General features: G+C 49.3%; 11 protein-coding genes. 8 read left to right on the forward strand and 3 right to left on the reverse strand.

What is annotated here, in order from left to right; all coding sequences use genetic code 11:
• Positions 1–279 precede the first annotated feature (279 nt).
• Positions 280–624 (forward strand): DUF1294 domain-containing protein, encoded by a 345-nt coding sequence (locus tag QEN31_RS11360; RefSeq protein ID WP_000281185.1) that lies wholly within the window; start codon positions 280–282, stop codon positions 622–624.
• A 120-nt stretch (positions 625–744) separates the two neighbouring features.
• Here QEN31_RS11360 and sseJ read toward each other — a convergent pair whose 3' ends face one another.
• Complete coding sequence (sseJ, locus tag QEN31_RS11365) at positions 745–1,971, reverse strand: SPI-2 type III secretion system effector SseJ (protein ID WP_001131430.1); 1,227 nt, start codon at positions 1,969–1,971, stop codon at positions 745–747.
• Between the two features lie 425 nt (positions 1,972–2,396).
• On the opposite strand from sseJ, the gene QEN31_RS11370 reads away from it, so the two are divergent.
• Positions 2,397–3,113: a membrane protein gene (locus QEN31_RS11370; RefSeq protein WP_000997195.1), complete on the forward strand. Its 717-nt coding sequence runs from the start codon at positions 2,397–2,399 to the stop codon at positions 3,111–3,113.
• 128 nt (positions 3,114–3,241) lie between these two features.
• Here QEN31_RS11370 and steB read toward each other — a convergent pair whose 3' ends face one another.
• A complete protein-coding gene (gene steB / locus QEN31_RS11375) occupies positions 3,242–3,643 on the reverse strand; it encodes a type III secretion system effector SteB (protein ID WP_001540100.1) in 402 nt (133 codons plus the stop codon).
• Positions 3,644–4,165: 522 nt separating this feature from the next.
• On the opposite strand from steB, the gene QEN31_RS11380 reads away from it, so the two are divergent.
• The 3 genes from QEN31_RS11380 to QEN31_RS11390 all read left to right on the forward strand — a co-directional run bounded on the left by QEN31_RS11380 (position 4,166) and on the right by QEN31_RS11390 (position 7,385).
• A complete protein-coding gene (locus QEN31_RS11380) occupies positions 4,166–4,441 on the forward strand; it encodes a metal/formaldehyde-sensitive transcriptional repressor (RefSeq protein WP_001120770.1) in 276 nt (91 codons plus the stop codon).
• 31 nt (positions 4,442–4,472) lie between these two features.
• Positions 4,473–5,591 (forward strand): S-(hydroxymethyl)glutathione dehydrogenase/class III alcohol dehydrogenase, encoded by a 1,119-nt coding sequence (locus QEN31_RS11385; RefSeq protein WP_000842141.1) that lies wholly within the window; start codon positions 4,473–4,475, stop codon positions 5,589–5,591.
• Between the two features lie 168 nt (positions 5,592–5,759).
• Positions 5,760–7,385, forward strand: coding sequence for a methyl-accepting chemotaxis protein (locus QEN31_RS11390; protein WP_000528484.1), 1,626 nt, complete (start codon positions 5,760–5,762; stop codon positions 7,383–7,385).
• Positions 7,386–7,445: 60 nt separating this feature from the next.
• On the opposite strand, the gene QEN31_RS11395 is transcribed toward QEN31_RS11390, so the two are convergent.
• Entirely contained in the window at positions 7,446–8,369 is a 924-nt protein-coding gene (locus QEN31_RS11395) for a LysR substrate-binding domain-containing protein (RefSeq protein WP_000414259.1), read from the reverse strand.
• A 292-nt stretch (positions 8,370–8,661) separates the two neighbouring features.
• On the opposite strand from QEN31_RS11395, the gene hglS reads away from it, so the two are divergent.
• The 3 genes from hglS (at position 8,662) to QEN31_RS11410 (ending at position 13,437) form a co-directional block, all read left to right on the forward strand.
• Entirely contained in the window at positions 8,662–10,005 is a 1,344-nt protein-coding gene (gene hglS, locus QEN31_RS11400) for a 2-oxoadipate dioxygenase/decarboxylase HglS (protein ID WP_000024091.1), read from the forward strand.
• 48 nt (positions 10,006–10,053) lie between these two features.
• Positions 10,054–11,562 (forward strand): carboxylesterase/lipase family protein, encoded by a 1,509-nt coding sequence (locus QEN31_RS11405; RefSeq protein ID WP_000933996.1) that lies wholly within the window; start codon positions 10,054–10,056, stop codon positions 11,560–11,562.
• 219 nt (positions 11,563–11,781) lie between these two features.
• Entirely contained in the window at positions 11,782–13,437 is a 1,656-nt protein-coding gene (locus tag QEN31_RS11410) for a glucan biosynthesis protein D (RefSeq protein WP_001081943.1), read from the forward strand.
• Positions 13,438–13,541 lie beyond the last annotated feature (104 nt).

Consider the following 13,541-nt stretch of genomic DNA (forward strand, 5'->3'; position numbering starts at 1 on the left):
TAATAAATCCAAAACTGAGACTGCCAACCGGATAACAAACAGCAATAAAGAGGGTTCTTCATTAAGTTATCCTGGCAACGGTTAAGGTGGTAACATTTTCGGTGGCTTTACCCATTTTAATCGTGTTCACAGCCGTTAATTACCTTATGATTACCATGGTAATTAAAAATGAATCCTTAATGACTCGTTGGCTGAGTGAAAAAAATTCTACATCACATAGGCGCATGTATCGCGTATAATGGGCTCCGATGCCCCTAATTATTGCTATGACATAATGATATGTATCTTAACCGCTTTTGTTATTTACTCCTGATCTTCGCTGCGGTCGGAAGCATTTTTACATCGCATCCCGTCGCGATGTGGTTCCTGCTCGCCAATGTGCTAACGCTGGCGATCTACGGTATAGACAAAACGGCGGCACGTAAAACCTGGCGCAGAGTGCCGGAATCCACTTTGTTGGTGTTTGGGGTTGTCGGTGGGTGGCCTGGGGCGATTGTTGGTCAACAACTCTTCCGTCATAAAACGCAAAAGCAGCCATTCAAAACATACTTTATTGTCAGTGTGATAGTGAGTATTTTAGTTACGGTGGCGATTTATCGACTCTATCCATTTTTGTCTTACTGAACATAGACTATGTATCACTTATTGACCAATCGGCAGCAAAGATAGCATCATATTTTCATGCCACCGGCACTATGATATTGAGCTGTGTTTTGCTCAAGGCGTACCGCAGCCGATGGAACTTTATTCAGTGGAATAATGATGAGCTATAAAACTTTCTAACATTATGGCAAAACAATGATGGACTTCCTGGGTTGGATGGACAAGGTCGTTGAAGACGTATTGCGGACATATATCTAGCTGAGGGTCTTTAGCCCCGGGAACATGTACATAGCCGTGGTGAGTATAAGGGTTTTCCGTATCATAACCAATATTACTGGCCGCCTCCATTATCACCTTAAATGCATCGGCAGTCTCGTAATAGCATATTTTATGCTGGGGGTATTTTTCTTTTAATTCTTCAACATTAGTTTTTAACAGGGCATTGTGAGCGATGCTTTCATCCTTAAGCTTTCTTTTTTCATCAGAATGTTTGCCATAAGGTGTTAAAGACAAATCGGGAATCCCCATGACCAGAACATTATTAACTCCACCGGAAATTATTTTTTCAATATCATCAATTTGTTGCTCAACGACCATTATTACATTATCTTTGTGTAGTGTCATATAGTCATTAGCCCCCAATAAAAATATCGCCAGGTCCTGGTGAGAAGGGGTGTAAGATGCGACTTGTCTGTCCGTATTTGATACAAAGTCACCGATGCAATTAAAGCAGGAATAGCTTGCCGATGTACTTCCCCCTTCAGCAAAATTAAGCATCTCTTTACCTAAGAAGTGTGGAGATGATAAAAACTCAGTCCAGGTAAATCCATTAGTAAACCTTCCGCCAAAGTATTGACCATAGGAGGGTAAGATATGATGTGTTTTTTCAAACATACGCCCTAAGGAGTCAGACAAGCTGTCGCCAAAAAATACCAGTCTGGTAATATCACCCAAAGAAATATTTTTGGGCTTGGGATGTGATTTATTGATTTCTTTTGCAAGACCAAAAGCTTCCGGATGACATTCAACCTCAATAGACAAAATATTTTCACCATTATCATCTTTAATAATCAACTTATCGGCGTGTTCCTGTGATTCTATAATAAACTGTTCTTTACATCCCTGAGACGCTAAGGCTCGAAGTTTGATGTAGGCTCCGCGAACCTGTACCGGTGTTAGATTCAGTTCCTGATGGTGGTAAAGATTAAAGATACATTCGAGCGCCTCTGCATGGTGGGTGGTAAAGAAATATGCTTTGATTTTCTCCCATAAACTTAATTCCGGAAGGCGTGCGCTTTCTTTTATCGCATTAAATTTTTCAGAACTGATAGATGATGTGAAATAACCCTGTCCAACACTCAATGGCATAGTGTCCTCCTTACTTTATTAAACACGCTTTAGCAAATAATTAATTAGCAAATATTAGCAAGAAAAGTAATCAGGTAAATGGTGTATATGGAATTACGCTTCTTTAACAGTTTTTCGTCGCCAATAAAATACATACAATGTTTATTGTTTTTCAACGAAGTAAATATATCATCAACAACGTGAGGTTAATGCCTGGTACATATTATCTGACTGCTATCATTATTGAGTGTGCGCCTGGCTAAGGCAAAGATCTAAAAAAGAAGCCACTCCTGATTTTAGTGTGCTGGCGTGAGTATGAGCTGGCTTGATACTCAGGAAAAACAGACAAACTTATCATCCGACTATTATTGCTAAAGTGCTAGTGTTTTATGTGACATTTTGATTTCTATTTTCATATTAAATATTTCTTAAGTGAGTTAACTATAATGAATGATGATTCAATTATTAAAAACTCTTCGATGCTTTTGGCCTATTTAGGTGGTTTGGGATGGGGAAGCGCCTATTTTTATGGCTGGGGCGTCTCCGCGTACTATGGTTTCCCGTGGTGGTATGTAGGCGTCGGCCCTGACAACATTGCCCGAAGTCTATTCCATGCGATTAGCCTGATGGCTATATTCATAATAGCGTGGGGAGTGGGTATTCTATTATTTTTTCTAGTAAAGCAAAAAGCACGTATCCACGACATTAGCTTTTTACGTCTTTTTTTGGCAGCGGTTTTGTTCTTTATTCCAATTGTTATCGAGTTTTCTCTCTTAACAGAATCGTTTTTGTGGGAGCTTTTTTTTATCATTTTACTGGTAGCTTTATGCTTATCGGTGGGGATGCGTTTTTATAGTAAATTGATGCCAGTGATTTGTTTTACGCAACTCAGTTGGGTGCGAAGGCATTGTTTCACTATAGTTATGCTTGGTTTTATTATATATTTTTTTATATTTTCTTTTTTTGTTGGGATCTATAAACCACAATTAAAGAAAGAATACGAAATGATATTGTATGATGGAGGCTGGTACTACGTCCTGGCCAGATATCATGATAGTTTTATTTTGTCGAAATCCTTTACTAAAAATAACAATAGATTTATTATTTTTAGACCAGAAGATGGGCACTCTTATGAAATTACTCTGGTAAAAGTCAGGCTTTAATAAAATGCTGGTTGGCAAGAGCGTGAAATGACGGCAGAACTTCCCATAGCAACGATTGAGGAAAGAACTGAGCGCCCATATCTGTAGGCTGTGGAATAGCAATGCCGGGAAGGACATGGCATGACACTTTATCTGACATTACCATTTGAGTGACAGGTTAGCAGATGTTTCAGGCCAAACCCAAGTTGAACTGGAGCGCTCAGAAGCCGATTACCTACATAACAAATATTGGCCGCAAGCTTATGCTGTGGGCGGAATATACGACCGCTATTATCCAGACTGGCTGTTAACTTATTTATTTTCCCATAGTAACCTATAACAGGCCTCCCTGAGGCATTGGCTAGCATCTGTGCATTGGAAAAACAGGCTCCATTTGCACTATAGCAACTTATAAATTTTATTTCCTCATGAGAGTTGCTAATATGGCGGATTGATTTTGAAAGTGATGATGACTGACTTGCACCGGAACCGTACCGATTTTCATGTTGAACAACAAAAGGAGCACCATGTTTACAAATCGAAATAGGCATGGATTATTACCTGAGATTGATTTCAAATTAACAATAATGATGACGCTTTTGGGTATTAAAAATCTTTCAAATAACGCTCATTTGATTTTTTGTCCACATTGACTAAGCCTGGAAAGACACAGGGTTGAGATATTTTCGCTACCCGTCGGCGGTGTATCGCAGTTGTGATGTTACGTTCTTACAAGACTGACATCTGCATATCATAACCTTTATTCATTACCACCTGGTGAGTAAATAAAAACTATTAAGCAAATATTTACTTCTGGGTAATGGGACTGGATTTACCGGCATTACCTCTGTGCCCCAGTCGGGCAGAACATTGCAGCTTAGAAAGAAAGCTTTGGTGTTTATTGTCTGTGGCCTGAAAAAGTTCCCATGAGCTGAATATGCTGAATGTGAACTGATTCTTGATGGTCTATGCCGGAAATCTATAAGCTATTGATTTTTATATTGTGCGTAATTTTACAATTACATAAACATAAAATTCTGATAGTATACCCCCCTATAGTATATGGAGGTCGAATGCCGCATTCACCTGAAGATAAAAAACGTATCCTTACCCGTGTTCGTCGCATACGCGGGCAGGTCGAAGCGCTGGAGCGGGCGCTTGAGTCTGGCGAACCTTGTCTGGCGATTCTGCAACAGATTGCCGCCGTGCGCGGCGCGTCTAATGGCCTGATGAGTGAAATGGTTGAAATCCATCTGAAAGATGAGCTGGTCAGCGGGGAGACTACGCCAGATCAGCGCGCGGTTCGGATGGCGGAAATCGGCCATCTTCTTCGCGCTTATCTAAAATAACAATTTCCCTCACCGTAACAGGAAGAGATATATGAAATCACGTGCAGCAGTTGCTTTTGGTCCCGGTCAGCCGTTAAAAATTGTCGAGATTGACGTTGCGCCGCCGAAAAAAGGCGAAGTTCTGGTCAAAATCACTCATACCGGCGTTTGCCATACCGATGCTTTTACCCTTTCCGGCGATGATCCGGAAGGCGTATTCCCGGCAGTCCTGGGTCACGAAGGCGGCGGCGTGGTAGTCGAGGTCGGCGAGGGGGTCACCAGCCTGAAACCCGGCGATCATGTTATTCCACTGTATACGGCGGAATGCGGCGAGTGTAAGTTCTGTAAGTCCGGTAAAACTAACCTTTGTCAGGCCGTACGCGCCACTCAGGGAAAAGGGCTGATGCCGGATGGCACTACCCGCTTTTCTTATAACGGCGAACCCGTTTATCACTATATGGGAACCAGCACGTTCAGCGAATATACCGTTTGCGCGGAAATTTCTCTGGCGAAAGTGAACCCGCAGGCGCCGCTGGATAAAGTGTGTCTGTTGGGCTGTGGCGTGACGACTGGTATTGGCGCCGTCCATAACACCGCTAAAGTGAAAGCGGGCGACACCGTTGCCGTTTTTGGTTTAGGCGGTATTGGGCTGGCGGTTATTCAGGGCGCGGTTCAGGCTAAAGCCGGGCGTATTTTAGCTGTCGACACGAATCCGGAAAAATTTACGCTGGCGGGCGAAATGGGGGCCACGGACTTTATTAATCCGAATGATTACGACAAACCGATCCAGGACGTTATTGTTGAGCTTACTGATGGCGGCGTAGATTTCAGTTTTGAATGTATCGGCAACGTTAACGTGATGCGAGCAGCGCTGGAATGTTGTCATAAAGGCTGGGGCGAAAGCATTATTATTGGCGTAGCGGGGGCAGGGCAGGAAATCAAAACCCGTCCCTTCCAGCTAGTGACCGGTCGCGTCTGGCGTGGCTCCGCCTTTGGCGGCGTGAAAGGGCGCACGCAGCTGCCAGGGATGGTCGAAGATGCGATGAACGGTAAAATCCGTTTAGATCCTTTTATTACTCACCGCCTGCCGCTGGAGCAGATTAACGATGCCTTTGAACTGATGCATCAGGGTAAATCCATCCGTACTGTTATCCACTTTGGCGATAACTGATTCATCCGCCAGCGGATTTTCCGCTGGCGCTTTTCTGAATTTTCTGGAATGAATGTTGTGAAAATGTGACGAAGGCGATGCTTTTCGCGATAAGCAAACGTCACGAAGTGCCGATGACTATCTAACGGGCGTGTTTTACGCATAAAACCTACAAGAGAGTCGACGGTCATGGGCAACACATTCTCGATGCAAGCCTCGCATAAACTGGGCTTCCTGCATCATATTCGGCTGGTTCCGCTGTTTTCCTCCATTCTCGGTGGCATCCTTCTTCTTTTTGCTTTGAGCGCCGGGCTGGCAGGCTATTTTCTGTTACAGGCCGATCGCGATCAGCGTGATGTCACGGACGAGATTCAGGTACGGATGGGATTATCCAACAGCGCTAACCACTTACGTACCGCACGTATCAATATGATCCACGCTGGCGCGGCGAGCCGGATTGCTGAAATGGATGAAATGAAAGCCAATATTGCCGCTGCGGAAACGCGGATCAAGCAGTCTCAGGACGGCTTTAACGCTTATATGTCCAGAGCGGTGAAAACACCCGCCGATGACGCGTTAGATAACGAGTTAAACGCCCGCTACACCGCCTATATCAACGGCCTGCAACCGATGCTGAAATTTGCCAAAAATGGCATGTTCGAAGCGATCATTAATCATGAAAACGAGCAGGCAAAACAACTGGATGCCGCATATAACCATGTCCTGTTGAAAGCGATTGAACTGCGCACCGAGCGGGCGAGACTACTTAGCGAGCAGGCTTACCAACGTACCCGGCTCGGTATGATGTTTATGATTGGCGCATTTACGTTGGCGCTGGTATTGACGTTAATGACCTTCATGGTGCTGCGTCGCACGGTGATACAACCCTTGCAGCAGTCTGCGTCACGTATCGAACGCATTGCGGCCGGCGATCTGACCATGGCTGACGAGCCCACAGGACGCAGTGAAATTGGTCGCCTGAGCCATCATCTTCAGCAGATGCAGCATGCGTTGCAACAAACGGTAGGGGCGGTGCGTCAGGGGGCGGAGGAAATTTATCGAGGCACCAGCGAAATTACCGCTGGTAATACGGATTTATCTTCTCGTACTGAACAGCAGGCTGCCGCCATTGAACAGACCGCGGCCAGTATGGAACAGTTGACGGCAACCGTTAAGCAGAATGCGGATAATGCGCATCACGCCAGCAAACTGGCGGAAGATGCTTCCGGTAAAGCCAGCCGCGGAGGCCAGATGGTTTCCGGGGTCGTACAAACGATGGGGAATATTTCCACCAGCTCGAAAAAAATCTCGGAAATTACCGCCGTCATTAACAGTATCGCTTTCCAGACCAACATCCTGGCGCTGAACGCGGCGGTCGAGGCGGCACGCGCCGGGGAACAAGGACGCGGTTTTGCGGTGGTCGCCAGTGAGGTTCGTACCCTCGCCAGTCGCAGCGCGCAGGCGGCAAAAGAGATTGAAGGCTTGATCGGCGCATCGGTCAGCCTGATTGAACAAGGATCTGAAGAGGTTATCGCTGCGGGGAGCACCATGAATGAGATTGTGGATGCCGTCAAACGCGTCACCGATATTATGCTCGACATCGCGGCAGCCTCTGATGAGCAAAGTCGCGGTATTGTTCAGGTCAGTCAGGCTATTTCTGAGATGGACAGGGTTACGCAACAAAACGCGTCGCTGGTCGAAGAGGCGTCCGCGGCGGCAGCTTCGCTTGAAGAACAGGCTGCCCGCTTGACGCAAGCCGTTGATGCGTTTCGTTTACATGATACTGGCGCGACGATGCGATCATCCTTCCTTTAGTAAGCGTCGCGCCAGCGGGCTATTTTAGCCGCGGGCGCGTTTATTCTCCGACAGCCGCTATCACAGCGGCATCGATTTACGGATCGCCGCAATCAGCATTTGCGCCCCGGTTGAGAGCGGGATATCAACTCGCGTAAGAATACCTATCGGCTCGCCCGCGCTCTGGGTCGGCACGGGTAATGAGACCAGCGTCGCCTGGCGAAGATCTTCTTTAACCGCGCCAGAGGGGACGAACCAGACGTAATCGTAATCTACGGTCAGTTGTCGTGATAACGATGCGGATAGCGTTTCGATACATCCGGCAGGCATTTTACACCCCTGGCTTTGCAACAGGGCTTCCGCATTCTGGCGCGGTACCGTGCCTTTTGGCGAGACGACTACCGGCCATTCCATAACCCGGCTGAGCGTGATCGTCTCCTGTAACAGGGGATGACCGGGGCGTACCACTAATTTAAGCGATTCTAAAAACAGCAGTTCGTAATTTAAACCGCCCATTAATTCCGGGTCTGACATGCGGCCAATACCCAGATCGATCTCGCCTGATTTAAGACCCGCAAGCAACATCGTATTGTTCATGGTCGCGACCTGTAACGAGGTCGATTTTTGCTGTTGATGGAACCGCCCAATAGCCGCCGGGAGTATACCCAGCGCAGCGGTGGGGAGCGCGCCAACACGCACCACATCGGCGCTAGCGTCCTCTTTGCGATTCAGCGCCTGCCCGGCGGTATTCAATGCATCTAATACTTTTACCGCATGAGTCAAAAATTGTTCGCCAGGAACCGTTAATTGCGCGCCCAGTCGCCCGCGTTCAAACAGACGGGTTCCGGTGAGTTGTTCCAGTTCGTTCAGCGTTTTAGAAAGCGCTGGCTGGCTCAGGTTAAGAGTTTCAGCCGCGCGCCCCAGAGTTCCCTGTTGCGCAACGGCGACAAATGTATGAAGGTGGCGCAACCGAATGCGCTGACTAAACAGACCATTTTTTTCCATAAGCGATGTTAAAAACAGAGCCGTGCGGGTGACAAGTAAAGTTGTTTGTTTTTGATAACCTGATAGCAAAATATTATTAACATTTTACCATTTCAAGTTACAACTGTTTTATTTTACTGATGATTCAACTGCCGTTAAGCGTGTTAAGCCGCGATCTGGTCGGGGATATGCCAGCTCATGTCAATCCGTTCTGCATAATGAATTCAGGTCGGATCACACTTTATAAATTCTTCTCCCCGGAATGGATGAGGTTTTCTACACTCCAGGTAACATTCACTGGAGGCATGACATTATGGCGAACACCATCACGGCAGATGAGATTCGGGAACACTTTTCGCAGGCAATGTCGGCAATGTACCAGCAGGAAGTTCCGCAGTACGGTACGTTACTGGAACTTGTGGCTGACGTGAATCTGGCGGTGCTGGAAAATAATCCCAAACTGCATGAGCAGTTGGCTAATGCCGATGAACTGGCGCGATTGAACGTGGAACGACATGGCGCCATTCGTGTTGGCACCGCAGAAGAACTTTCTACCTTGCGTCGGATATTCGCCATCATGGGGATGTACCCAGTAAGTTATTACGATCTCTCTCAGGCGGGCGTGCCTGTGCACTCCACGGCATTTCGTCCCATTGACGAGGCTTCGCTCTCGCGTAATCCCTTTCGCATGTTCACTTCGCTATTACGCCTGGAGCTCATTGAAAACGCGGCATTACGCCAGCGGGCGGCGGAAATCTTATCGCAGCGTGATATTTTTACATCGCGCTGCCGACAATTGCTGGATGAGTACGACGAGCAGGGCGGTTTTAGCGCTGCTCAGGCCGAAGAGTTCGTCCGTGAAACGCTGGAGACTTTTCGCTGGCATCGTCAGGCTACCGTTGATGAAGAAACGTACCGCAGCCTGCATCGTGAGCATCGTTTAATTGCCGACGTGGTCTGTTTTCCGGGATGCCACATTAACCATCTGACGCCGCGTACTCTGGATATCGACCGGGTACAGGCCATGATGCCGGAGTGCGGCATTACGCCTAAAATTCTTATCGAAGGTCCGCCTCGCCGCGAAGTGCCTATTCTGTTGCGGCAAACCAGTTTCAAAGCTCTGGAAGAGCAGGTGCTCTTCGTTGATGAAAAGCAGGGTACGCACACGGCGCGCTTCGGCGAAATTGAGCAACGTGGCGTCGCGCTGACGCCAAAAGGTCGTCGATTATATGACGAACTGTTGCACAAGGCGGGAACGGGTAAGGATAACTTCACGCATCAACTCCATTTGCGGGAGGTCTTTAACGCCTTTCCGGATAGCGAATTTCTGCTTCGCCAGCAGGGGCTTGCCTGGTTCCGCTATCGCTTAACGCCTTCCGGCGAGGCGCATCGTCAGGCGATCCATCCTGGCGACGATCCGCAGCCGCTTATTGAGCGCGGTTGGGTAATCGCGCAGCCGATTACCTATGAAGATTTTCTTCCGGTCAGCGCAGCCGGCATTTTTCAGTCGAATTTGGGAGATGAAACGCTGGCCAGAAGCCACGGCAATGCCAGCCGCGACGCCTTTGAACAGGCGCTGGGATGTGCAGTACGGGATGAATTTTCGTTATATCAGGAAGCGGAAGAACGCAGTAAACGCCGTTGCGGTCTGCTTTAAAAGCGGTAAGCTTCACAGGCTGTGAGGATACTGTAAAAGGAAGGCGTTATGTTGAATCCCTCCATCCCGTTGGTGGAGACGCGTCACGGTAAAATCGTGGGCGTCGTACAGGAAGAAATCCATATCTGGCGCGGTATACCTTATGCCGCGCCGCCAACAGGGGAGCTACGCTGGCGTGCGCCGCAGCCTGTTACGCCCTGGCACGACGTGCGCCAGGCGGATTGTTTCTCCTGCGCCAGTTGGCAGGATATTACCTGGTGTCGCGAACTCGGCGGCGGCGATCCGGGAAATTTTTCCGAAGACTGTCTCTATCTGAACGTCTGGGCTCCCGCCGTGCGTCATGAACCGTTGCCGGTCATGGTCTGGCTACACGGCGGCGGTTATACCATTGGCGCGGGGAGTTTGCCGCCCTATGACGGTCAAGCGCTGGCGAAGCGCGGCGCGATCGTGGTGACGGTCAATTATCGGCTTGGCCATCTGGGCTTTTTCGCGCATCCGGCGCTGGAAGGCGAAGAGGCGGAGTGTATTCATAATTTTGCTTTACTCGATCAAATCGCTGCGCTGCGCTGGGTGCAGGACAATATTGCCGCGTTTGGCGGCGATACGCAGAATGTGACGTTATTTGGCGAATCCGCCGGCGCCCGCAGCGTGCTGTCGTTGATGGCTTCGCCGTTGGCGAAGGGGCTTTTTCATAAAGCGATTATTCAGAGTGGTTATACGCTGCCGGATACGCCCCGCGAGGTGGCGCTAAAAAAAGGCGTTGCGCTGGCGGAACATCTTGGTTTAGCCCATGCCACTGCCGAACAGCTACGCGCTTTACCGGCAGAGACGTTTTGGCCGCTGGACGCGCCTTTTAAAATTGCGCCGACGCCGATTTCCGGCGACGTCGTGCTGCCGCATCCGATGCTGGAAACCTTCTTTGCGGCGAAACAGCATCCGATACCGGTGATGATCGGCTCGAATAGCGATGAAGCCAGCGTATTGGCCGTTTTTGGCGTCGATATTGCCGGTCAAATTCAAAAAATGCGCCGTGAGCGGCGTGTTGGCCTGGGGTTAATCCGGCTGCTTTATCCTGGAGTGAAAGGCGACGAAGCGCTAGGGCGGCAGGTCTGTCGGGATATGGTATTTACCACGTTGGGTTATGTCGTCATGCAAGCGCAGCAGCGGATCGGCGAACCGTGCTGGCGTTACTGGTTTGATTATGTCGCCGAAGCGGAGCATAACACCTACGCGAATGGTGCCTGTCATGGCAATGAAATACCGTATGTATTCGATACGTTAACGCGGGCTGAGCCCACATGCCATTATGTGAATGAGAATGACCTGGCCTTTGCCTCGCAGGTGGCGGATTACTGGGTGAATTTCGCTCGTCATGCCAGCCGCACGCGCGACGTGCTGCACGGCCCGGTTCGCTGGCCCGCCAGCATTCGGGGGCGAGATCGTCTGTTGCGGATTGGGCTGAACAAACTTGCCGGTTTTAAAGTGGAAAACCGCTTTATGCGTGCGCGTCTGGCGCTGTTTAAACGAGTCATGAAACATCACGTTAGTCTGGAATAAACTTTTCATAACCTGAAGAATGCTGCGTGAGGTTTACATCCGATTCGGTCGGTTCTTATCGACATAAAATATTTACGCTTTTGCACAGTTTCCAGGCGACCAACAATTGGATTATTAATGAATTTTGTCTAGAGTGAGCGGTCAGAAACGGGCACATTCTTGCTGCTGAAAAAACCAGCGCGGGACCATTCACAAGACCAGAAGGACTCATTTTCAGGTATGAATCGTAGACGATTTATTAAAGGTTCAATGGCAATGGCCGCCGTGTGCGGTTCCAGCGGTATTGCTTCCCTCTTTTCTCAGGCGGCGTTTGCCGCGGAATCCGATATTGCGGATGGTAAAATTGTCCGTTTTGATTTTGCTGGTCTGCAATCAATGGCCCAGGCGTTAGCGAAAAAGCCCTGGGGTGGCGCGCCGGGACCCTTGCCGGATACGCTCGCCAATCTGACGCCGCAGGCCTATAACAGCATTCAGTATGACGCGGCGCATTCACTCTGGAACGGTGTTGCCAACCGGCAGCTCGATATTCAGTTTTTCCACGTAGGGATGGGCTTTCGTCGTCGCGTACGCATGTTTTCCGTTGATACGACGACGCATCTTGCTCGCGAGATTCATTTTCGCCCGGAACTGTTTAAATACAACGATGCCGGCGTCGATACGACGCAACTGGAAGGGCAGAGCGATCTCGGTTTCGCCGGTTTCCGTGTCTTTAAAGCGCCGGAACTGGCGCGGCGCGATGTCGTCTCCTTCCTGGGCGCCAGTTATTTCCGGGCGGTAGATGATACTTATCAGTATGGCCTGTCGGCTCGCGGGCTGGCGATAGATACCTATACTGACGGTCAGGAAGAGTTCCCTGACTTCACCGCATTCTGGTTTGACACCGCGAAGCCGGGCGATACTACGTTTACCGTTTACGCTCTGCTGGACAGCGCCAGCGTGACGGGCGCGTATAAATTTGTGATTCATTGCGAAAAATCGCAGGTGATCATGGATGTAGAAAACCATCTCTACGCCCGTAAAGATATTAAGCAACTTGGCATTGCGCCGATGACCAGTATGTTTAGCTGTGGGAATAATGAACGCCGGGTATGCGACACCATTCATCCACAAATTCACGATTCCGATCGGCTGGCGATGTGGCGGGGTAACGGCGAGTGGATTTGCCGCCCGCTGAATAATCCGCAGAAATTGCAGTTCAATGCATATATGGACGATAACCCGAAAGGGTTCGGCCTGCTGCAACTCGATCGCGATTTCTCGCATTATCAGGATGTGATGGGGTGGTACAACAAACGTCCGAGCCTGTGGGTGGAGCCGCGCAATAAGTGGGGGAAAGGCGCGGTTAGCCTGATGGAGATCCCAACCACTGGCGAAACTCTGGATAATGTGGTCTGTTTCTGGCAGCCGGAAAAAGCGATCAAAGCCGGGGATACGCTGGCGTTCAATTATCGTTTGTACTGGAGCGCGCAGCCGCCGGTACAATCGCCGCTTGCGCGGGTCATGGCGACCCGTACAGGGATGGGCGGCTTTCCCGAAGGTTGGGCGCCGGGCGAACATTACCCGGATAAATGGGCGCGCCGTTTTGCTATTGATTTTGTCGGCGGCGATCTGAAAGCGGCCGCGCCAAAAGGCATTGAGCCGGTAATTACGCTCTCCAGCGGTGAGGCGAAGCAGATTGAGATCCTCTACGTTGAGCCTTTCGACGGTTATCGTATCCAGTTTGACTGGTATCCGACCTCGGATTCTACGGCACCGGTGGATATGCGTATGTTCCTGCGCTGCCAGGGGGAGGCTATCAGCGAAACCTGGCTGTATCAGTATTTCCCGCCCGCGCCGGATAAGCGCCGTTATGTCGACGATCGTATCATGCGTTAGTCAGTTTGCCTTCTGTACCGCCACAAAGGCGGTACAGGTTGCGGAAATAGCCCTGACATAAACTCATTCGTGAGCTGCTGTTTTTGTGACACGGCCTTTTCATC

Origin of the sequence: Salmonella sp. SA15303 (assembly GCF_029962125.1) — a bacterium.
Classification (GTDB): domain Bacteria; phylum Pseudomonadota; class Gammaproteobacteria; order Enterobacterales; family Enterobacteriaceae; genus Salmonella; species Salmonella enterica.

Bases quoted from the DNA above. Each gene is read 5' to 3' on its own strand.
- QEN31_RS11410 (WP_001081943.1), top strand. From the start codon at position 11,782: ATGAATCGTAGACGATTTATTAAAGGTTCAATGGCAATGGCCGCCGTG.
- sseJ (WP_001131430.1), bottom strand. From the start codon at position 1,971: ATGCCATTGAGTGTTGGACAGGGTTATTTCACATCATCTATCAGTTCT.
- hglS (WP_000024091.1), top strand. From the start codon at position 8,662: ATGGCGAACACCATCACGGCAGATGAGATTCGGGAACACTTTTCGCAG.
- QEN31_RS11360 (WP_000281185.1), top strand. From the start codon at position 280: ATGTATCTTAACCGCTTTTGTTATTTACTCCTGATCTTCGCTGCGGTC.
- QEN31_RS11405 (WP_000933996.1), top strand. From the start codon at position 10,054: ATGTTGAATCCCTCCATCCCGTTGGTGGAGACGCGTCACGGTAAAATC.
- QEN31_RS11380 (WP_001120770.1), top strand. From the start codon at position 4,166: ATGCCGCATTCACCTGAAGATAAAAAACGTATCCTTACCCGTGTTCGT.
- QEN31_RS11370 (WP_000997195.1), top strand. From the start codon at position 2,397: ATGAATGATGATTCAATTATTAAAAACTCTTCGATGCTTTTGGCCTAT.
- QEN31_RS11395 (WP_000414259.1), bottom strand. From the start codon at position 8,369: ATGGAAAAAAATGGTCTGTTTAGTCAGCGCATTCGGTTGCGCCACCTT.
- steB (WP_001540100.1), bottom strand. From the start codon at position 3,643: ATGCCTATTTCGATTTGTAAACATGGTGCTCCTTTTGTTGTTCAACAT.
- QEN31_RS11390 (WP_000528484.1), top strand. From the start codon at position 5,760: ATGGGCAACACATTCTCGATGCAAGCCTCGCATAAACTGGGCTTCCTG.
- QEN31_RS11385 (WP_000842141.1), top strand. From the start codon at position 4,473: ATGAAATCACGTGCAGCAGTTGCTTTTGGTCCCGGTCAGCCGTTAAAA.